The sequence below is a fragment of the Cupriavidus sp. UBA2010 genome (genome assembly GCF_002335265.1).
Lineage (GTDB): Bacteria > Pseudomonadota > Gammaproteobacteria > Burkholderiales > Burkholderiaceae > Cupriavidus > Cupriavidus metallidurans.
The window spans coordinates 129,150-148,526 of record NZ_DDCI01000008.1 but is presented as its reverse complement, the minus strand read 5'-3'; the positions used below and the strand labels follow the sequence as shown (position 1 = coordinate 148,526).

The window sequence follows — 19,377 nt, the reverse complement described above, 5'->3', positions numbered from 1 at the left end:
AGGCGATATGGAACTCGTGGCATTTCCGCTAGGTAACCGGATTCCCGATGCGGCCGCGCTTCGCGCGCGGGTAGAAACCGCGCTGGCACCGCTGCTGGCCGGCACGCAGGCACGTGTGGCGATCAGCCTGCGGCTTGCCGATGGCAAGGTGGTGCTGGAGCGCGAGGCCGAGCGCGTGCAGCCATCGGCCAGCATCATCAAGCTGCCGATCCTGTTCACGCTGCTGGAACAGGTGGCGCAGGGTCATCTGCAGCTTGAGCAACGCTTCTCTCTGGACGGACTCGAGCGGGTGGGCGGTACTGGCATCCTCAGCCAATTGCCCAGTGTCCAGAGCCTGACGCTGGCGGAACTGGCGCGGCTGATGATCGTGCTGAGCGACAACCTGGCGACCAATGCGCTGATCGAACTGCTCGGCTTCGAGGGCGTGAACGACTGGTGCGATCGCGCGGGACTCAGGCAGACGCGGCTGCAGCGTCGCATGATGGACGCCGCCGCGCGCGCCGCAGGGCTGGACAACTTCACGAGCGCCAGCGACGCTGCGGCCTCGCTGTGCTGGCTGCTGCGTGATGGATCGTTGCCCGCCCCGCTGCGTGACTTCGCACTGGGGCTGCTGGCCGATCAGCGCGAGCGCGCCCATTTCGGCGCGGCGCTGCCAGCCGGTGCCATGCTGGCCAACAAGACCGGACAGTTGCCCGGCCTTCGTCACGACGCCGGCATTCTGACCGTAGGCGCCTACAGCGTCGTGCTGGCCGTACTGGCCGACGGCTTCACGGACGCGCGCACCGCGCAGACGCTGCACGGTGGCGATGGCGCGCAATGGCTGGCCGAAGCGGCGCGGATCGTGGCGCAGGTGCTTGCCGTGCCGCAAGACGAGAACGGAGCGGAATGATGCGGATAAAAGTCGCTGCCATCCAGATCGACAGCCGGCAGGACCGCGAGGCCAACCTGGCAGCGCTCGAACACTGGATTCTTGCCGCGGCGGCGGACGGCGCGAAACTGATCGTCACGCCGGAGTACAGCGATGTCCGCGGCGATGCCAACGCGCTACAGGCGGCCGCCAGCGCGGTTCCGGGCCCCGTCTCCGAGCACATCGCCACGCTGGCGCAACGCACCGGTTGCTGGATTCATCTGGGCTCGATGCATGAACGCCTGCCAGGCGAGACCCGCCTCGGCAATAGCGGCATCACGTTCGCGCCAGATGGCGGCATTGCCGCACGATATCGCAAGGTGCACCTGTACGACGCCGTGGTGAATGGCAAACCCTATCGCGAGTCAGCCGACTTCGCGCCGGGGGACGGCCTGCATACCGTGGACGCTGCCGGCCTGACCCTGGGTCTGAGCATCTGCTACGACCTGCGCTTTGGCGAGCTGTACCGGACCCTGCGCGCCCGCGGCGCCAACGTGCTGCTGGTGCCCGCCGCTTTCAACGTGCACACCGGACGCGACCACTGGGAGACGCTGCTGCGGGCCCGTGCCATCGAAAACCAGTGCTACGTGATTGCCGCCGCGCAGATCGGCGGCCCGGGACCCGCCCTGCCCTGCCTGGGGCGCAGCATGATCATCGACCCCTGGGGCACCGTGCTGGCCTGTATGCCGGACACCACCGGCTTCATCACCGCCGAACTCGATACAGAGCGCGTGGCCGGCCTGCGCGAGGCGCTGCCGGCATGGGAGCATCGCCGCACGGACCTGTATTTCGGCGGCATTCGGAACGCAGGCTGAGCCCTGGCCTCGCGTCCAAGAGACGCTATCAAGTTGAGGAACTGAAGCAAAGCGGTGCTGGCTTGACGCGCGGTCGCAGACAATACAAGTACGCCAGAATCGCTTGATCGTGTCTCTAGGCTCGCGCGCACTTGATGACGGTGTCCAGCGTGCGCGTGGTGATGTCCTTCCCGAACGAACGCTCAAGCAGCGTCATGAACACCGGTCCTTTCTTCGGGTCCGGCAAATATGCACTGAAGACTTCCGCCGCGCTGGCCTTGATAATGCTGGCGCCGTCGCGCTCGATTGGCAGTGCGATTTCGGGCGCCACCGGACTGCGGAGAAATGTGACGACCCGCTTGGCCCCGGGCGCCAGGTCAAACTCGGCAAACGGATCGGCCTCGATCAGGTCCAGGAGATAGCCAGCGGGCCGAACGAACGTGCCGAAGCTATGACCCAACTCCGCGTGCATGGCCTTCTCGGCGCGTCGCTCCAGCGCTGTGATGGACGCCGAACGCGCGTCGAACACAACGTTCCCGCTGGACAGCAACGTTCGCACCTCGGAGAAGCCCGCCGCTTCGAAGCAATGCTTGAGCTCCGGCATCCTGGCGTTCATCGGACTGACACCGCGAAGAAAGGCGACGTATCGGGGCATGGTGATCTCCTGCTGACTGCCGGGCAGCCGCTCACGATTGGCGTGACACGCAGTCTACGCCCACCAGGCCCCTTCCTGCGGCGTCGCGCCACTGAAGGCGCGGGGCATCGCCCGTTGCCTGCGATGCCCGCCGAGCATCGGATCAGTCGACGAATCAGTCGACTTGCGCGCCCGAGACTTTCACCGCTTCGGCCCAGCGCTTGCTCTCGCTAGCGATGAATGCCGAGAACTCCTTCGGTCCTTCGTTCACCGCGTCGCCGCCTAGGTCCTCGATGCTGGCACGCGTGGCGGGCTCCGCCACGATGCGCGTCACGTCCTCGTTGATCTTCTGACGCAGGCCGGACGGCATGGTTGCCGGGCTGAAGAGACCGAACCACGTGGCCGCCTGGAACGGCAGGCCAGCCTGCGTAAACGTCGGCACATTCGGCAACGTCGGGCTGCGCTTCGAATGGGCCAGCGCAATCGCGCGGAGCTTGCCGGACTTGATATGCGGCAGCGCCGATGACAGCGTGACAAACGCCATCTGCACCTGCCCGCCCATCAGGTCGGACAGCATCGGCGCATCGCCCTTGTAGGGGACATGCGTCAGCTCCAGACCAGCCTTCGACTTGAACAGCGCGCCCGCCAGATGCTGCGGTGAACCGTTGCCGGGCGAGGCATACGTCGCGCCCGGATGGCTGCGCGCGTACGCCAGCAGTTCGGGGAGATCCTTGGCGGGGACGGTCGGTCCGACCACGAGCACCAGCGGGACGATCGCCGACAGGTTGATCGGCGCGAAGTCCTTGACCGGGTCGTAGGGAAGGGACCGATACAGGCTACCGCTGATGGTATGGGCGGCGGTTGTCATGTAGAGGGTGTAGCCATCGCCCGGAGACTTCGCCACGAAGCCCGCGCCGAGCACAGTCCCAGCGCCGGGCTTGTTCACGACGACGACGGGCTGCTTCCACACTTCGCCCAGACGCTTGCCGATCAGCCTCGCAATGATGTCGGTGGCGCCACCGGCGGCGTACGGCACCACGATCGACACCGGCTTGGTCGGAAATGCCGGAGCGTCCGCCGCGTTCGCGGCTCCAGTGCCCGAAACGGAAAGCACGCCAAGACAGGCGAGCAAGCCCGCGACCCGATTGCGAATATTCATCCTAAGTCTCCTAACTGCTTCTTGCGGTGGGCGATGGGTATCGCCTGTTCAAAAACAACTGGAACGCCAATTGGACATGGAGCCCGCGATCCAACTGACTTGTTCCGCCAAACGGAATATTTATTCTTCTACGCAGAATTCTAGCCGAATAATGGATCAGAAGTCGCCCACTACGGGAGCGCGCCAAGCTAAAATTTGCGGCCGCCACGAGGCAACGTGCCTTTGCGGCAGAACCGGTATTCTGTTGAGCCCATGGCAGCCAGTCGGCAGCCAGCGCTGTGTAGCCCGCCGACCCTGTCTTTTCACTTCTTCCACTTCAGACATGTTGCAAACTCCTCCCGACGCGGCTGCAGGTCAAACCGACGGTGTTGCGGCAGTCGACCGCGCATTTGCCATCGCTGTTGCGCTGGCCCAGGCTGGCGCGCCGCAGACCCTTGCCGACCTGGCACGGGCGACCGGCATGTACAAGAGCACGCTGCTACGTCTGCTGGCCTCGCTCGAACGGAGCAGCCTGGTCGTGCAACGGCCCGACAAGCGTTACACGCTTGGCTCGCTGGCCTTTCTGTTCGGGCGCGCCTTCGAGGCAAGTCACGGATTGCAGGAGGCCATCTATCCGGTCATGGAATGGCTGGTGTCGAAAGGGACCGAAAGCCCGTCGTTCCATGTGCCACATGGTCCGGACAACCGCATTTGCCTGCTGCGCATCGACTCCTCCCACTCCACGCTCGACCGTGTGCGCGTCGGAGACGTCCTACCCCTGCGCAAGGGCGCGCCCGGCAAGGTACTGATTGCCTATGGCGCCGGAGCGCCCGCCACCGCGGACACCCCGGTGGTGTTCACCTCGTTCGGCGAGCGCGATCCGCTGTGCGGCGCCATCTCCAGTCCCGTATTCGGGCCTGGCAATACGCTGCTCGGCGCCCTCTCCCTGTCCGGTCCGCTCGAGCGCTTCTCCGAGCTCGCCGTGAACCGCATGACGGACCTGCTGCTCGAAGCGGCCAGCAGGGCAACCCAGGCACTCGGTGGCCGCTGGCCGGACGATGCCGCTCCGGATGCGCCAAAAGCCGCGAAGCGCCGCGCCTGATCGGCACGCTCTGGCCACGCTTTTACGTCGTGGCCAGAGCCCCCACGCCAGCGACTTGCGCCGCTTTCGTCCCCGGGTTACTTGCCTTCGAATACCAGGCTGATGGCCGGTGCGTACTTGTCGCCGTGGCCGGCCTCGATGGCCTGATCGAGACAGTTCATCAGGTTCTTCGCGCCAGTGGCTTCCACACCCAATTGGTCGGCCAGCGCTACGGCGTAGCTGATGTCCTTGCGCGCGTAGGTCACCGGGAATGCGCGCTCCGGAAAGACCTGGGGCGCAATCGCCTTCATGCCGTGATTGCGCAGCGCGAAGCTGTCGGCTGAACCAATGGAAAGCGCCTCGAACAGCCCCTGCGGCGAGAGACCGGCGCGCACGCCGATCGCACGCGCTTCAGATAGTGCGAGCACGGTCTCGTAGAGCACCATGTTGTTGAGGATCTTCACGACCTGCCCCGCGCCCACGCCACCGGCGTGGACGACATCCGAGGCGAACATGCGGATGAACGGGGCAACCAGCGCGAACAGCGCGTCGTCGGCGCCCACCGGCACTGCCAGCGTGCCGGCTTCGGCCGCTGCACGCGTGCGCATGACCGGCGCATCGGCAAACTTCATACCCCGGGCCGCCAAGGCCTCGGCAGCCTTGCGTGCCGTGTTCATCGTGGATGTGCTCAGATCGACGATGATCTGACCGGCGCGACCACCGGCCAGTAGGCCGTTTTCGCCCAGCACCACCGATTCGACCACTTCGCCGGAGGGCAGCGACAGGAAGACGATGTCCGCCTGCGCAGAGACCTCCGCCATCGTCGCGGCGCGCACGCCGCATTCGGCCAGCCGCGCCAGCGGTGCGCCATCGCGGTCGCACGCGAGGACGGCAGCTCCGCTCTTCTGCGCCAGGTGGCGGCACATAGGCTCGCCCATGACGCCAACACCGATAAATCCAATAGTCTTGATTGCCTGCATGATTTGATGCGCTCCTGATCTGGAAACTGGTAGACGTCAGGCCAGGGCCCCGTCGGACGGGAAGTTCTTCTCGTCCATGCTCCAGTAGATGCCTTTGCTTTGCTGGTAGAGGCGCACGCCGTTGACGCCTTTCTCCCGCCCGATGCCGCTGTCCTTGAAGCCGCCGAACGGCGTGGCGATCGACAACTGTTTGTAGGTATTGATCCAGACCAGTCCGGTCTCCAGCGCCCGCGCCACGCGCCAGGCACGCTGGTAGTTGGCTGTCCAGATGCCCGAGGCAAGACCAAAGGCCGAGTCGTTGGCCTGCACGATCAGGTCGTCCTCGCCATCGAAAGGCAGGACGCAGAGCACCGGCCCGAAGATTTCCTGCTGCACGGCAGTCGCGCTATTGGACAACCCACCGATCACGGTCGGCTCGAAGAACGCGCCAGCCTGCAGCGCCGCCTCGGGCGGCCGGCGGCCGCCAGCGAGAATCTGGCCACCTTCCTCGCGCGCGATGCTGACGAAGCGCTCTACGCGATCCCGATGCGCGAAGCCCGCGAGCGGGCCCAGTTGCGAGCCCGCGACGTCTGGCAGGCCAACACGCAACGCGCGGGCGCGCTCGACCAGCAAACCCACGGCCTTGTCGTAGATCGAACGCTGCACGAAGAGCCGTGACCCCGCGACGCACGACTGGCCGCTGCCTTCGAAAATGCCATCGACCACGCCATGGATCGCGGCGTCGATATTCGCGTCCTCGAAAATGATGTGCGGAGACTTGCCACCAAGTTCGAGCGCAACGGGGATCAGCCGCTGCGCCGCAATGCCGGCGATGCTGCGCCCGGTGGCCGTGCCGCCCGTGAACGACACCATGCGGACATCAGGGTGCTCGACCAACGCCGTACCGGTCTCCCTGCCGTCGCCGGTGACGACGTTGAGCAGACCCTTGGGCAAGCCCGCCTCGAACGCCACCTGCGCCAGCAGCAGCGCGCCCGACGGCGTGACTTCCGAGGGTTTCAGAATCACCGCGTTGCCGGCGGCCAGGGCCGGGGCCACCTTCTGCGCTTCCATCGTCAACGGCGAATTCCACGGCGTGATCGCGGCGACGACGCCATAGGGTTCATAGGCCGTCATCGACAGATAGTTGCCGCGCGACGGCGTCACTTCCGACCCGAGGGTTTCGCAGGCACTGGCATAGAAGCGGAAGGTCGAGGCCGCGGAAAGGGCCTGGGCCCGGCACTCCGACCAGACCTTGCCGTTCTCAAGCATCTGCAGCCGCGCGAACTCGTCGGCGCGCGCCGTCATGGCATCGGCAATCCGCATCAGGATGCCGGCCCGCACGTGGGGCAGCATCTTGCGCCACGCCGGATCATTGACCGCCCGCTTGGCGGACGCGACGGCACCCGCCACATGCTCGGCCGTGGCAAAGGCGACCTGCCAGTTCACCTCGCCCGTGGCGGGATTGACGGAATCGAACGTGCGCGCGGGGGTGAAAACACTGACGCCGTCGACCCAAAGAGCGCGGGTCTGGTCTGATTGATCCTGCATTTGCGTGACTCCAATGATTGTGAAATCCAGGAGTACGGCACGCCGGATGACGGTGCTGACGAGAATGCCTCGAAGCCGCTGCTCACAACCGGCGTGACGTTGCGCCGCAATGGACATCTGCGGTCGCGTCTCCTTTTTGCAGATTTCCTTCTGTTCTATCTAGAAGAACGATAATTCTGCTGACGAGAATTATGGGGCAGCGAGGCTGGATGCGTCAACCACACCAGGAAAAGCCGAAGGACAAGGCGCGACAGGCAAAAAGACAACCGGCGCCCGGGCGCGGCCAATCTGGTCGCGCGGGGCGCCGGTACCGCTGCATCAGGCAGTGAAGGCCAGGCAGCGAAAGTCGGATACCGAAAGTCGAGTAGCGAAAGTCAGGCAGCGAAAAACCGGCGTTCCGCCTCCGCGGGCATCGCCATGCCCGTGACCCGGGCTTTCTCCAGCACCTCCCAGAAATAGCGGTAGGTGGCGCGGTCATGCAGTTCGCCCTTGTACTGGATCGGTCCCCAGTCGGCATCCTGCGCGGCGAGAAGGATGCCGGCAGCGTCCTCCACCTCGGCAAAGTCCGGGCGCATTGCGTTGACGATCGGCAGGATCTGCGCGGGATAGATGCTCCACATGCGCAGGAAGCCGAACTGATTGCGCGCGCGGCTGGCGTCGGCGCCAATTACGTCGGCGTCCTTGAGGTTCAGGCAGACGTTGTGCGCAGGCACGATGCCGTTGGTCAGCGCCGCAGCCACCATGTCGGCCTTGGCGCGCGCCAGCAGTGCGTGCTCGAACTGGCCCGGGCTGCGCATCGCCGCAGCGGGAATCGCGCCGTGATGGCCACTGACAAAGTCCATCAGGCCGAAGTCCAGCACCTCGATGTCCGGCAACTCGGCGATCGGGAACACGTCGCGCAGCGCGCCGTGGGTTTCGATCAGCACGTGCACTGGCACCGGCCGCTCCAGCCCGGCACGTTGCCCGGTCTCGCGGATAAACGCGATGACCTCCGCCACCTGCTCGTGACGCGTGGCCTTGGGCACTGTGATATAGGCCAGCCGGCTGCCAGCCTGCCCGACGATAATCTCCACGTCCTGACGCCAGGCCGGGTGCGCCGGATCATGAATCCGCGCGCCGGCGCGCCCGAAGCGGTTGCGGTCGGAGGCGATCATCCTCGCCACCATTTCCGCGTGCTCGCGTTCCTGCCCCGTGGCGGCACCGTCCTCGCAGTCGCAGGTCACGTCGAATACCGGACCGTACTCCACTTGCAGGTCCATGGCCTTGCCGATCAGCTTTTCGCTACCGGCAAAGTGCTCGCAGGCGGCCAGCGCGGGAAAGGCTTTCTCGCCGGCAAACAGGGCATCTCTCGGGTGTGTCGCGGTTGTCATGCTTTGTCTCTCGTGTGTGTCGTGTGTCGTGTTCTCGATGGGTCGGACAGGCCGGGGATCACCCCGCCCCTTGTCGTTACCGCCTCGGCATTGGCGCCCGGGTATTACCGCCTTGGGATGGCGATGGTGTAGTCCAGGTCCAGCACCACGCTGGATGGATGTGCGGTCCGGCCCTCGCCGGGCGCGGGGAACGCGATGGATGCCGCGCTGGCGTTCTTCACGCCGATCATGCGCAGCCGCAGACCACCGAGGTGGCCCTGCCCCAGGTCGAGTGTCTCGATCACCTGCGTCGCGCAGGCGATGGTGTCGCCGGCATAGGTCGGATTCACGTGGCTGCCGCCGTTGATGGCGAGAATCGACAGCGCGTTCTCCAGTCCGTCGTACGACAGCGCGCGGCATACCGAAATGATGTGGCCACCATAGACCAACCGCCGGCCACCGCCGGCCGCCATGGCATGACCGTCGAAGTGCGCGCGGGCCGTGTTCTGGTACAGGCGCGTGGCGATGCTGTGGTCGCTGTCGTTGATCGTCATCGCGCCCGGGTGGTCGATGCGCTCGCCCACTGCGTAGTCGTCCCACAGGTCCGCGAAGCCGGTCATCGCCGTGATCTCGCGAACGCGCGCGGTGTAGTCGTTGCGACGCATCCATGCGCTCGGCACCACCATCTGCGTGGCCGGCACCACCGCTTCCGCGCACGCCGCACCGTGGTCCCGCTTGTGCACCATCACCCAGCGCACCCAGCTCAGCACCTCGCGGCCATGCTGGTTACGCGCCATGGATCGCACGTAGACCACGCCGCTCTTGCGGCTGGTGTTCTCCTTCAGGCCGATAACCTCGGACTCGACCGCCAGCGTGTCACCCGGATACACGTGGGCGAGAAAGCGCACTTCCGCATAGCCCAGGTTAGCCACCGCATTGAGCGAGATATCCGGCACGGTCTTGCCGAACGCCGTGTTGAACACCAGCAGGTCTTCCAGCGGCCGTCGCTCCATCCCCAGATCGCGTGCATTGGTCTCGGCCGTGCACAGCGCCGCCCGGCTGCCGGTCAGCCCGATGTACAGACTCCGGTCGCCTTCGGTCAGCGTGCGCGGCGTGGCATGCCTGATCTTCATGCCGACCCGGAAGTCCTCGAAATAGTTACCGCTGCGGCACTTCTCCATTTCCACTCCGTTTTGTTTGTACGCACATAATTGCAACGAAAATCGCGAGTGTCAACCGGGATCTTTGACGCCGATGCCGCGTATAGGCTGCTATACCGCGCATAAATCGCGCTTAACTTCGTAACAGCCTCGACAGTTTCGCTTGCAAAAGTCCGGGCACCCTGATTATTATGTCCGTACATACAAAACGAACCAATGCGAAAGTGAGGAGTCGTCGATGCAAAAACTGACCGAAGAGCGGCGCATGATTCAGGAGGCAGCGCGCCAGTTCACGATGGAGCGCGTGCTGCCGATCGCCAACAAGCTGGACCCTGAAAAAGGCCAGATCCCGCGTGACCTGATCGACGAGATGGCCGAGCTTGGCTACTTCGGCATCCTGATCCCCGAGGAGTACGGTGGCCTTGGGCTGGGCGCCTACGAGTACTGCCTCGTGGCTGAGCAGCTTTCGCGTGGCTGGATGAGCGTGGGCAGCCTGATCGCCCGCGGCAACGGCCTGATCGGCGCGCTGAAGGGCCTGGCGCCCGAGAAGAAGGCCGAGTACCTGCCGCGCATGGCGCGTGGCGAATTCCTGGGTGCGTTCTCGCTGTCCGAGCCGAATGCCGGATCGGACGTGGCCAACATTTCCTGCCGCGCCGTGCGCGATGGCGACGACTGGCTCATCACCGGCAACAAGTACTGGTGCACGTTCGCCGACCAGTCCGACTTCATCCTGGTGATCTGCCGCACCGATCCCGTAATTGACCCGAAGGCGCGCCACAAGGGCCTGTCCGCATTCCTGGTGGAAAAGCCGCGCGGCGAACTGCCCGAAGGCGTCAAGGGCAGCGTCATCCCGAAGATCGGCTACCACGGCTGGACCACCTGGGAACTGGCGTTCGACAACTGCCGCGTGCCGCACTCGAGCATGGTCGGCGAGGAAGGCAAGGCGTTCTACCTGACCACCGCCGGACTGGAAACGGCGCGCGCCCACACGGCGGCCCGCTCGATCGGGCTGGCCCAGGGCAGCCTCGAGGATTCGATCCAGTACGCCAAGGACCGCGCCCAGTTCGGCGCCTCGATCGGCAACTTCCAGGCCATCCGATTCAAGCTAGCCGACATGGCGACGCAGATCGAAGCATCCCGCGCCCTGCTCTACACCGTGTGCGAAAAAATCGACGAAGGCGTGCGCGCCGACACCGAGGCGTCGATGGTCAAGCTGTTCGCCAGCGAGATGTGCGAGCGCGTGACCAGCGAAGGGCTGCAGATCCATGGCGGCGCCGGTTACACCACGCACTTCGCGGCTGAGCGCTACTGGCGCGATGCGCGTCTGACCAAGATCTTCGAAGGCACCTCCGAGATCCAGATGCGCATCATCTCCGATGCCATGCTGGGCAAGGTTGCAGCCTGATCTCCGGGGCAAGCGATGACTTCGAACATGCCTGCCACCGGCATTACCGCCCTCGCCGCCAGCATCGCGGTTGACCGCGCCCTGCGCTTTCCGGCCGCCGCACTCGACGTGGCGCGGTTGTCCGTCTACGACTGCCTGGCTGTAGCGATCGCGGGTGCCCGCGAACCGGTCAGCGTGGCCGTGCGCGAGCTGGTCAGCGGCGAAGGCGGCACCGCGCAAGCGAGCGCGATCGGCCTGCCGGCGCGCATTCCCGCCCGCGCGGCCGCGATGCTGAACGGCACAGCCGCGCACGCGCTCGACTACGACGATACGCACTTCGACTTCGTCGGCCATCCCACCGTTGCCGTGCTGCCCGCCGCATTGGCCGTGGCCGAACAGCGGCAGGCCAGCGGCAAGGATCTGCTGGAAGCGTTCCTGACCGGGGTGGAAGTCACTTGCCGCGTCGGCGGATGGCTGGGACGCCCGCACTACAACGCCGGGTTCCACCAGACCGCCACGTCAGGCGCTTTCGGCGCCGCCGCAGCTGCCGCGCGGCTGCTGGATCTCGATGCGGAACGCGCGGCCCACGCGCTGGGTCTCGCAGCCACGCGCGCGTCGGGGCTGAAGTGCCAGTTTGGCACGATGGCCAAGCCGTTCCATGCAGGCATGGCGGCGTCCACGGGCGTGGAGTCCGCCACCCTCGCAGCCCTGGGATTCGTCGCCCGCCCTGACGCCATTGAATGCGCCGGCGGTTTCGCCACCACACATGGCGCCGGACAGGGCTGCCTCGACAATCCGTTTGATGGGCTACACGAAGCCTTCCGCTTTGTCGACGTCCAGTACAAGTTCCATGCGTGCTGCCACGGCACGCATCCTGCGCTGGAGGCATTGCACGGCCTGCGCGAACAGCATCGCCTGACGGCCGGTGACGTCGAGCACGTCACGCTGGCCATCGCACCTCAATGGCTGCCGGTCTGCTGCATCGCGCAGCCCGCGACCGGCCTGGAGGCCAAGTTCAGCCTCGCGCTGACCGGGGCGATGGTACTGGCCGGTGTGGACACGGCATCGCTGGCGTCGTTCTCCGATACCTGCTGCCAGGACCCCGCATTGACCGACCTCGCGCGACGCATCGAGATCCGTCCCGACCCGGCGATTACCGACACCGCCTGCCATGCGACGGTGCTGACCCGGAGCGGCGCGACACTGTCCCGCCACGTCGATCTCAGCACCCCGGTGCCCTACGACACCAAGGCCACCAAGCTCAAGGCCAAGGCCGGCGCCCTGCTGGGCCAGGCCCGTGCAGAAGCACTCTGGACCTTCGTCGCCGCGCTGGACACGCTGCCAGCCGCCGCTCTCTACCCGCGCCTGCATGACTGGTTCGCCGATGCCGCCGCCTGATACCCCACACTTCGGAGCCCCACGCATGCAAACCCACGCAGACACCCAGACCCACCCCCCCGGCGCCCTTGTCGGCCTGCGTGTGGTCGACCTCACGCAGATGCTCGCCGGACCATTCTGCACCCAGGTGCTGGCCGATCACGGCGCGGACGTGATCAAGGTGGAAACGATGACCGGTGACGGCACCCGCATCACCGGCCCCTTCTGTGACGACGACACCCTGCGCGACTTCGGCGGCTATTTCCAGAGCGTCAATCGCAACAAGCGCTCGATCGCAGTGGACCTCAAGAGCAGCACCGGGCGCGAGATCCTGCGCAAGCTGATCGACAGCGCCGACGTGGTGGTCGAGAACTTTCGGGCCGGCGTCATGGAGCGCCTTGGCCTGTCGTACGAAATCCTGCGCAAAACCAATCCGCGTCTGGTCTATGGCACGGTACGCGGCTTCGGCGACCCACGCAGCGGCGAAAGCCCCTACGCGCAATGGCCTGCCTACGACGTCGTGTCGCAGGCGATGGGCGGCATGATGGGCATCACCGGCCCCGACCGGGACACCCCCACGAAGATCGGCCCGGGCGTCGGCGATACGATACCTGCGCTGATGCTCTGCATCGGCATTCTCTCCGCCGTGCACCGCGCGCGCGACACCGGACAGGGCCAGTTCGTCGACGTGGCCATGACCGATGCGGTACTGGCCATGTGCGAGCGCATCGTCTACCAGACGTCCTACACCGGCGCGGTGCCAGCGCCCGAAGGCAACCGCCACCCGTTGCTGTGCCCCTTCGGCTTGTTCCGCTCGCGCGACGGCCAGGTCTCGATTGCCTGCGCCACCGACGCATTCTGGGAAAAGCTGGCCATCGCCATCGGCCGCCCGGACATGGCCACCGACGAGGCGTTCGCCACCAATGCAGCCCGCGTGCAGCACCAGCAGCAGGTCATCGACGCGATCGAAGCATTCACCACCGTGCGCACGAAGGAAGAGATCGCTGCCGTTCTCGGCGGCAAGGTGCCGTTCGGCCCGGTCTACACCGCCGCGGAGATCTTTGCTGACCCGCACTACGCGGTGCGCGAGATGCTGGTCGACGTCGAACAGCCCGGCTCGGCCAGACCGGTGAAGATCGCCGGCGTGCCCATCAAGCTGAGCGACACCCCTGGCGCGGTACGTCGGCGCGCGCCGCTGCTGGGCGAGCACACCGAGGAAATCCTGCTGGCCACGGGCTACACCGAACGGGACATCAAGGGGCTGCGGGAGACAAAAGCCGTTCGCTAGAAAACACAAGACAACCAAAAAACAAGCAACAAGGGAGACAGGACATGAACTTCGCGAGAACCGCACTGACGGCCTTGCTATTGACGCTTGCCGCTATGCATCCCGCCGCTGCCGCCGACTACCCGGAGAAACCGGTCAAGGTGCTGGTGGGTTTTCCGGCGGGGCAGACCACTGACGTGATTGCCCGCAAGCTGGCGCAGCAGCTATCGACGTCGCTCAAACAATCGTTCTACGTCGAGAACAAGCCGGGCGTGGGTGCCGGGCTCGCTGCGGAAGAAGTCGCGCGCGCGAAGCCGGACGGCTACACGCTGCTGGCAACCTCGAGCGGGCCAATGGCCGTCAACGGCTGGATCTACAAGAACCAGCGCTACGACAGCGTGCGCGACTTCGAGCCGCTGGCACTGATCGGGGTCTTTCCACTGGTACTGGTCGTCAATCCGAACTCGCAGTTCAAGACCGTGGCGGATCTGGTCGCCTATGCCAGGCTCCATCCGGGCAAGGTGAACTACGCATCCGGCGGGAACGGCGTCACCAATCATCTGGTGATGGAAATGTTCAAGCAGACGGCAGGCATCAATCTCGCCCACGTCCCTTACAAGGGCGGCGTCGCCGCGATGACCGACGTGGTCGGCGGGCAGGTGGAGGTGATGTTCGAAGTGGTGTCAATTGCGGAGCCGCTGATTCGCGGCGGAAAGCTGAGACCGCTTGCCGTGGCCAGCGAACAGCGGGTGTCGACGCTGCCGAACGTGCCCACGATCGCCGAATCAGGCTTTCCGGGCTTCCGTGGCAACCCATGGATCGGGGTCGTGGCGCCGAAGAACTTGCCCAAACCGGTAGCGGACAAGCTGTCCGCGGAGATCATCCGCATCTCGAAGACCCCGGAGTGGACCAAGGCGATGGGTGAACTGGGCGCGATTCCTGAAACGATGGGGCCTGCCGACTTCAACCGTTTCGTGCGCGCCGAAGTCACACGCTGGGGCGACGCGGTCAAAGCCGCCAACGTCAAGGTGGATTGACAGGGCCGCGCCCGCCATCATCCGGGACAGCGGTGGCAGCCGTGGCAGGTCACGCGCCTGCCTGCCTGCCGCGCCTGAGCTGAAACGACACCGACACCCGGTCGGCCGGATACACCGTATCGGTGATCTCCAGAATCCGGCCCGCCGAATCCTTGTACTGACGCACCAGCCGCATACCCGCCGTGCCAGCCTCCACACCGAGCTGATCGGCCAAAGGGCCCTCGATCAGCGTGGCGGTGATCGTTTGGCGGATCTCCGCAATCGCGATCGCATACTCGCGTTCGATCAACGCGCTGACCAGCACCTGGGGGCTATTCCGAATCGTGTCGACCAGCCCCGCCAGCGTGGCCTCGATATAGATATCCGCGACCGCGACCGGGGTCTGACCCTTGCGCGCATCCACGCGCGTGCCGGACAGCAGCACCCATGCGCTGCCGATCGGCGCTTCCAGCCGCCGCGCCAGCGCGCGGTCCAGCGTGACATCGCGCACCGCTTCGATCGCCCGCACTTCGGTGGCGGCCACGCGCACCAGATCCTCGGCCGTCCCGAACGACTGCGTATACGACGCCCCCGGGTTGGCGGACTCGACGATGGTCCCCACCGCTTTCTTGCGCGAGATATAGCCGAGATCCTGCAGCATCCGCAGCGACGCCCGCACCGTATGGCGGCTGACGCCATGCAACTCGGCCAGTTCATGCTCGGTCGGCAACAGACTGCCCACCACATGGCGGCCTTCGGATATCTCGCGAATCAGCATGCTCGCCAGTTCGGCGTAGCGCGTGGGGGCGGGTGACTCGGTCTTGCTGTCCTTCTGGGCGGTTGCCATTGCGATGGATGTCTGGATCTGGATGCCGCCGCATTGTACGGCCTGGCACGGGTGTTGGCTGCGAATGCCGACCGCGTCCGGTCAACGTCTTGCCGCGTGGCTGGCTTGCCGCGCCTGCCTTCGCGGTGAATCTCATACGCCGTGCAGATGCGAATCCGCCTCCAACCCACCTCCGATCTTGTACGCACATAGTACACGATGATTCACAGCGATCCCCCGGCTTTCCGCTTCCCCTCCCATCTGCGCGGTATCGCCGATTTTCGCGCCACCCATCTCGGGTGGGCAGGCGCGTCAGATCTTGCGCACCCCCCATCAGTAACCGCTACTATGTACGTACATATCAATTTATAAAAACGCTGCCATGGATGCAGCGGATAGCAAGGAGACAAGGATGAAGAGAGGGTTCATAGCCGCCATGCTGTGCGTGGCCGCTGGCGTGGCGGGCGCGTCCGGGATCTACCCGGCCCGCCCGGTCAAACTGATCGTCGGCTACTCGGCAGGTGGCCCGGTCGACAGCGCCGCGCGAATCTACGCGCAGCATCTGGGCACCGTGCTTGGGCAGGCTGTGGTGGTGGAGAACCGTGGCGGCGCGGGCGGTGCCATCGCCGCGACCATGATCACCAAGGCCAGTCCCGACGGCTACACGCTGTTCTTCGTCGGCAGCCCGACCCTGACGATGGCGCCGATGGTGCAGAAGTCCGCCACATACAAGCCGCTCAAGGACTTCACGCTGGTCGGTCTGCTCAACACCTATACCAACGCACTACTGGTGGCGGAAGACTCGCCGCTCAAGAACGTGCAGGACCTGGTCGCCTACGCGAAGACGCACCCTGACGGACTCGCATTCGGCTCCGCGGGCGTGGGCGCCTCCAATCACCTGGCCGCCGAACTGCTCGCGCAGCGTGGCGGCGTCAAGTTTCTCCACGTCCCCTACAAAGGCAACTCTCCGGCCATCGCAGACCTGATCGGCGGAAAGATCGGCTTCATGTTCGATGTCACCGGCAGCGCGGTTGGCTATGTGCAAGGCGGCAAGGTGCGGGCGCTGGCGGTCTCCTCCGCGACGCGCAACCCCGCCCTGCCCGGCGTGCCGACGGTCGCCGAATCGGGCCTGAAAGGCTTTGACGTGAGCGGCTGGTTCGGCCTGATCGGCCCGCCGGGGATGCCACAGCCGGTCATCGACCGCCTGGTCGGGGCCAACCACGAAGTCGGCCGCAATGCGGCGTACCTGGAGAGTCTGGCACGCGGCGGCTATGCCCCCAGCATCAGCGGCCCCACCGAGTTCACCGACCGCCTCAGGCAGGACCTGACGCTTTGGAGCGACGTGATCAGGAAAGCCAACATCGAGCCGCAATAAGCCTGCCGATTCGGCACGCAATCTCACCAACATTCAGGAGCAACACGATGCAAGGAATCATGGAAGGCAAGGTCGCGCTGGTCACGGGCGCGGGTGGTGGTATCGGACGCGGTATCGCGCTGGCCCTCGGGGCCGCTGGCGCCCGGGTAGTCGTCAACGACCTCGGGGTATCGATGAGCGGCGAAGGCGGCGATGCCGGCCCCGCGCAGCGCGTGGCCGAGGAAATCCGCACGGCCGGCGGCCAGGCGGTGGCGAATACCGACAGCGTGTCCACGTGGAACGGCGCTCACAACATCATCCAGTGCGCGCTAGACAACTTCGGCCGCATCGACGCCGTGGTCAACAACGCCGGCAACCTGCGTGACCGCATGTTCTTCAAGATGAACGAGGAAGAATGGCGCTCGGTGATCGACGTGCATCTGCACGGCACGTTCTTCGTCAGCCGCGCCGCCGCCAACCATTTCAAGGACCAGGAGGGCGGCGCGTATGTGCACATGACGTCGACCTCCGGCCTGATCGGCAACTTTGGCCAGGCCAACTACGCCGCAGCCAAGCTCGGCATCGTCGCACTGTCCAAGTCGATCGCGCTGGACATGCAACGCTTCAACGTGCACTCGAACTGCATCGCACCGTTTGCCTGGAGCCGCATGACCAGCTCGATCCCGGCCGAGACGCCCGAGGAGAAAGCCCGCGTGGCCAAGCTGCAAAGGATGGAGGCCGGCAAGATCGCGCCGATGGCCGTATTCCTGGCGAGCGACGCGGCGCGCGATGTCAGCGGCCAGATCTTCGCCGTGCGCGCCAACGAGATCATGCTGATGAGCCATTCGCGCCCGATCCGCTCGGTGCATATGGGCGAAGGCTGGACACCCGAGGCCATCGGCGAAGTCGCCGTGCCGGCCATGCGCAACAGCTTCTACAAGCTCGAACGCTCCGCCGACGTGATCGGCTGGGACCCGATCTGAGGGGCCGCGCATGAGCATCAAGGGCAAGGCCTATATCGTCGGGGCCTACGAGCACCCGACGCGCAAGGCGCCGGACAAATCCGTCGCGCAGCTTCACGCCGAATGCGCCAGAGGGGCACTGGAAGACGCCGGACTCTCCCTGTCCGACGTGGACGGCTACTTCTGCGCGGGCGATGCACCGAGTCTCGGCGCGACCAACATGATCGACTACCTCGGCCTGCGCGTGCGGCACGTGGATTCGACCGACACAGGCGGGTCCGCCTATCTGGTCCACGTATCGCACGCCGCGCAGGCGATTGCCGCTGGCAAATGCAATGTCGCGCTGATCACGCTGGCGGGCCGCCCACGCTCCGAAGGCTCGAGCGGCACGTAGGCACGCAACTGGGGCGCCAACCTGCCTGACGCGCCATTCGAGGCGCCGTTCCACCCGGTCACCGTGAACCTGTACGCGATGGTGGCCATGCGCCATATGCACGAGTACGGCACCACGCCGGAACAGCTCGCGTGGATCAAGGTGGCCGCGTCCCATCACGCGCAGCACAACCCCCACGCGATGCTGCGCGACGTGGTCACGGTGGAAGACGTGCTGAACTCGCCGCTGATCTCCGACCCCTTGCGCAAGCTTGATTGCTGCGTGGTGTCCGACGGTGGTGGCGCCCTGATCGTGGCACGCCCGGAGATCGCCGCGAAACTGAATCGCCCCAAGGTACGCATCCTGGGCGCCGGCGAACACGTGAAGGGTCAGCTTGGCGGTCAGGTGGACCTGAGCTGGTCCGCCGCCCGCGTATCGGGCGCGGCAGCGTTCGCCGAAGCAGGCATCACGCCCGCCGACATCAAGTACGCGTCCATCTACGACAGCTTCACCATCACCGTGCTGATGCAGCTCGAAGACCTGGGCTTCTGCAAGAAAGGCGAAGGCGGCCGCTTCGTGGCCGACGGCAACCTGATTTCGGGCGTGGGCCGGCTGCCGTTCAACACCGACGGCGGCGGGCTCTGCAATAACCATCCGGCCAATCGCGGCGGCATCACCAAGGTCATCGAGGCCGTGCGCCAGTTGCGTGGCGAGGCCCATCCCGCCGTGCAGGTGAAGCACTGCGACCTGGCGCTGGCCCAGGGCACCGGCGGCTACCTCGGCAGCCGCCATGGCAGCGCCACGCTGATTCTCGAACGGGAGCAATGAGATGACCACCCCGTATATCGCCACCCCATTCCCGGCCCCGGAGGAACGCCCTGACAACGCACCTTTCTGGCAGGCAGCCCGCGAGGGACGGCTGCTGGTCAAGGTCTGCGAATCGTGTGGCAAGCCGCACTGGTATCCGCGCGTGCTGTGCCCGTTCTGCATGGGCGACACCGCCTGGAAGGAGGCCAGCGGCCTTGGCACCGTCTATGCGTTCAGCGTGACCCGCCGCGCGGGCCCGAACCCGTTCTGCATCGCCTACGTAACGCTGGAGGAAGGCGTGACGATGATGACCCATATCGTCGACTGCGACCTCGACACCGTGCGGATCGGCCAGCCGGTGCGCATCAGGTTCTCGCCCAGCGAGGATGGCGCGCCGGTTCCAACCTTCGCGCCCGCGTGAAACGCCCCCCATTTCCGGAG

General features: G+C 65.6%; 17 protein-coding genes and 1 pseudogene. 11 read left to right on the top strand and 7 right to left on the bottom strand.

The annotated features are described in order from the left end of the window. The first annotated feature begins 7 nt into the window (after positions 1-7). Positions 8-889, top strand: coding sequence for a serine hydrolase (locus B2246_RS03055; protein WP_035883481.1), 882 nt, complete (start codon positions 8-10; stop codon positions 887-889). Then, positions 886-1,722, top strand: a complete 837-nt coding sequence (locus B2246_RS03050) for a carbon-nitrogen hydrolase family protein (protein ID WP_080709798.1) — start codon at positions 886-888, stop codon at positions 1,720-1,722. Before B2246_RS03055 ends, B2246_RS03050 begins: the two co-directional genes overlap by 4 nt. A gap of 115 nt (positions 1,723-1,837) precedes the next feature. On the opposite strand, the gene B2246_RS03045 is transcribed toward B2246_RS03050, so the two are convergent. Both B2246_RS03045 and B2246_RS03040 read right to left on the bottom strand, forming a co-directional pair. Then, positions 1,838-2,356, bottom strand: coding sequence for a DUF1697 domain-containing protein (locus B2246_RS03045; protein ID WP_286881773.1), 519 nt, complete (start codon positions 2,354-2,356; stop codon positions 1,838-1,840). A gap of 154 nt (positions 2,357-2,510) precedes the next feature. Continuing rightward, positions 2,511-3,494, bottom strand: a complete 984-nt coding sequence (locus B2246_RS03040) for a tripartite tricarboxylate transporter substrate binding protein (protein WP_286881774.1) — start codon at positions 3,492-3,494, stop codon at positions 2,511-2,513. Positions 3,495-3,816: 322 nt separating this feature from the next. Between B2246_RS03040 and B2246_RS03035 the strand changes: the two genes are divergently transcribed. After that, entirely contained in the window at positions 3,817-4,575 is a 759-nt protein-coding gene (locus tag B2246_RS03035) for an IclR family transcriptional regulator (protein WP_049799804.1), read from the top strand. 77 nt (positions 4,576-4,652) lie between these two features. On the opposite strand, the gene B2246_RS03030 is transcribed toward B2246_RS03035, so the two are convergent. The 4 genes from B2246_RS03030 to B2246_RS03015 all read right to left on the bottom strand — a co-directional run bounded on the left by B2246_RS03030 (position 4,653) and on the right by B2246_RS03015 (position 9,591). Further along, the gene (locus tag B2246_RS03030) at positions 4,653-5,534 is read right to left on the bottom strand and encodes an NAD(P)-dependent oxidoreductase (protein WP_080709796.1); all 882 of its coding nucleotides are present in this window, start codon (positions 5,532-5,534) and stop codon (positions 4,653-4,655) included. A gap of 36 nt (positions 5,535-5,570) precedes the next feature. Further along, a complete protein-coding gene (locus B2246_RS03025; protein WP_286881775.1) occupies positions 5,571-7,061 on the bottom strand; it encodes an aldehyde dehydrogenase in 1,491 nt (496 codons plus the stop codon). Between the two features lie 374 nt (positions 7,062-7,435). After that, positions 7,436-8,431: an HpcH/HpaI aldolase/citrate lyase family protein gene (locus B2246_RS03020; protein ID WP_286881776.1), complete on the bottom strand. Its 996-nt coding sequence runs from the start codon at positions 8,429-8,431 to the stop codon at positions 7,436-7,438. A 104-nt stretch (positions 8,432-8,535) separates the two neighbouring features. Next, on the bottom strand, positions 8,536-9,591 hold the full coding sequence (locus B2246_RS03015; protein ID WP_008643269.1) for a MaoC family dehydratase: 1,056 nt from the start codon (positions 9,589-9,591) through the stop codon (positions 8,536-8,538). Between the two features lie 217 nt (positions 9,592-9,808). Between B2246_RS03015 and B2246_RS03010 the strand changes: the two genes are divergently transcribed. Genes B2246_RS03010 through B2246_RS02995 form a run of 4 tightly spaced genes read left to right on the top strand, consistent with a single transcriptional unit; the run spans position 9,809 to position 14,635 of the window. Further along, positions 9,809-10,975 carry an acyl-CoA dehydrogenase family protein gene (locus tag B2246_RS03010; protein ID WP_286881777.1) on the top strand — a complete coding sequence of 389 codons (1,167 nt, stop codon included), beginning with the start codon at positions 9,809-9,811 and terminating at the stop codon, positions 10,973-10,975. A gap of 15 nt (positions 10,976-10,990) precedes the next feature. After that, positions 10,991-12,352 (top strand): MmgE/PrpD family protein, encoded by a 1,362-nt coding sequence (locus B2246_RS03005; RefSeq protein ID WP_286881778.1) that lies wholly within the window; start codon positions 10,991-10,993, stop codon positions 12,350-12,352. 25 nt (positions 12,353-12,377) lie between these two features. Beyond that, positions 12,378-13,619, top strand: a complete 1,242-nt coding sequence (locus B2246_RS03000; protein WP_286881779.1) for a CaiB/BaiF CoA transferase family protein — start codon at positions 12,378-12,380, stop codon at positions 13,617-13,619. Between the two features lie 44 nt (positions 13,620-13,663). Next, positions 13,664-14,635, top strand: coding sequence for a Bug family tripartite tricarboxylate transporter substrate binding protein (locus tag B2246_RS02995; RefSeq protein ID WP_286881780.1), 972 nt, complete (start codon positions 13,664-13,666; stop codon positions 14,633-14,635). A 49-nt stretch (positions 14,636-14,684) separates the two neighbouring features. Here the strand turns inward: B2246_RS02995 and B2246_RS02990 are convergent, their stop codons facing one another. Then, on the bottom strand, positions 14,685-15,461 hold the full coding sequence (locus B2246_RS02990) for a GntR family transcriptional regulator (RefSeq protein ID WP_286881781.1): 777 nt from the start codon (positions 15,459-15,461) through the stop codon (positions 14,685-14,687). A 391-nt stretch (positions 15,462-15,852) separates the two neighbouring features. Here B2246_RS02990 and B2246_RS02985 point away from each other — a divergent pair, with 391 nt between their 5' ends. The 4 genes and pseudogenes from B2246_RS02985 to B2246_RS02970 all read left to right on the top strand — a co-directional run bounded on the left by B2246_RS02985 (position 15,853) and on the right by B2246_RS02970 (position 19,357). Continuing rightward, the gene (locus B2246_RS02985) at positions 15,853-16,815 is read left to right on the top strand and encodes a Bug family tripartite tricarboxylate transporter substrate binding protein (protein WP_286881782.1); all 963 of its coding nucleotides are present in this window, start codon (positions 15,853-15,855) and stop codon (positions 16,813-16,815) included. Positions 16,816-16,862: 47 nt separating this feature from the next. Beyond that, complete coding sequence (locus tag B2246_RS02980; protein ID WP_286881783.1) at positions 16,863-17,777, top strand: SDR family NAD(P)-dependent oxidoreductase; 915 nt, start codon at positions 16,863-16,865, stop codon at positions 17,775-17,777. A 10-nt stretch (positions 17,778-17,787) separates the two neighbouring features. Continuing rightward, positions 17,788-18,957: pseudogene (locus tag B2246_RS02975) on the top strand (thiolase domain-containing protein). A 1-nt stretch (position 18,958) separates the two neighbouring features. Further along, positions 18,959-19,357: a Zn-ribbon domain-containing OB-fold protein gene (locus B2246_RS02970; protein ID WP_008643316.1), complete on the top strand. Its 399-nt coding sequence runs from the start codon at positions 18,959-18,961 to the stop codon at positions 19,355-19,357. Positions 19,358-19,377 lie beyond the last annotated feature (20 nt).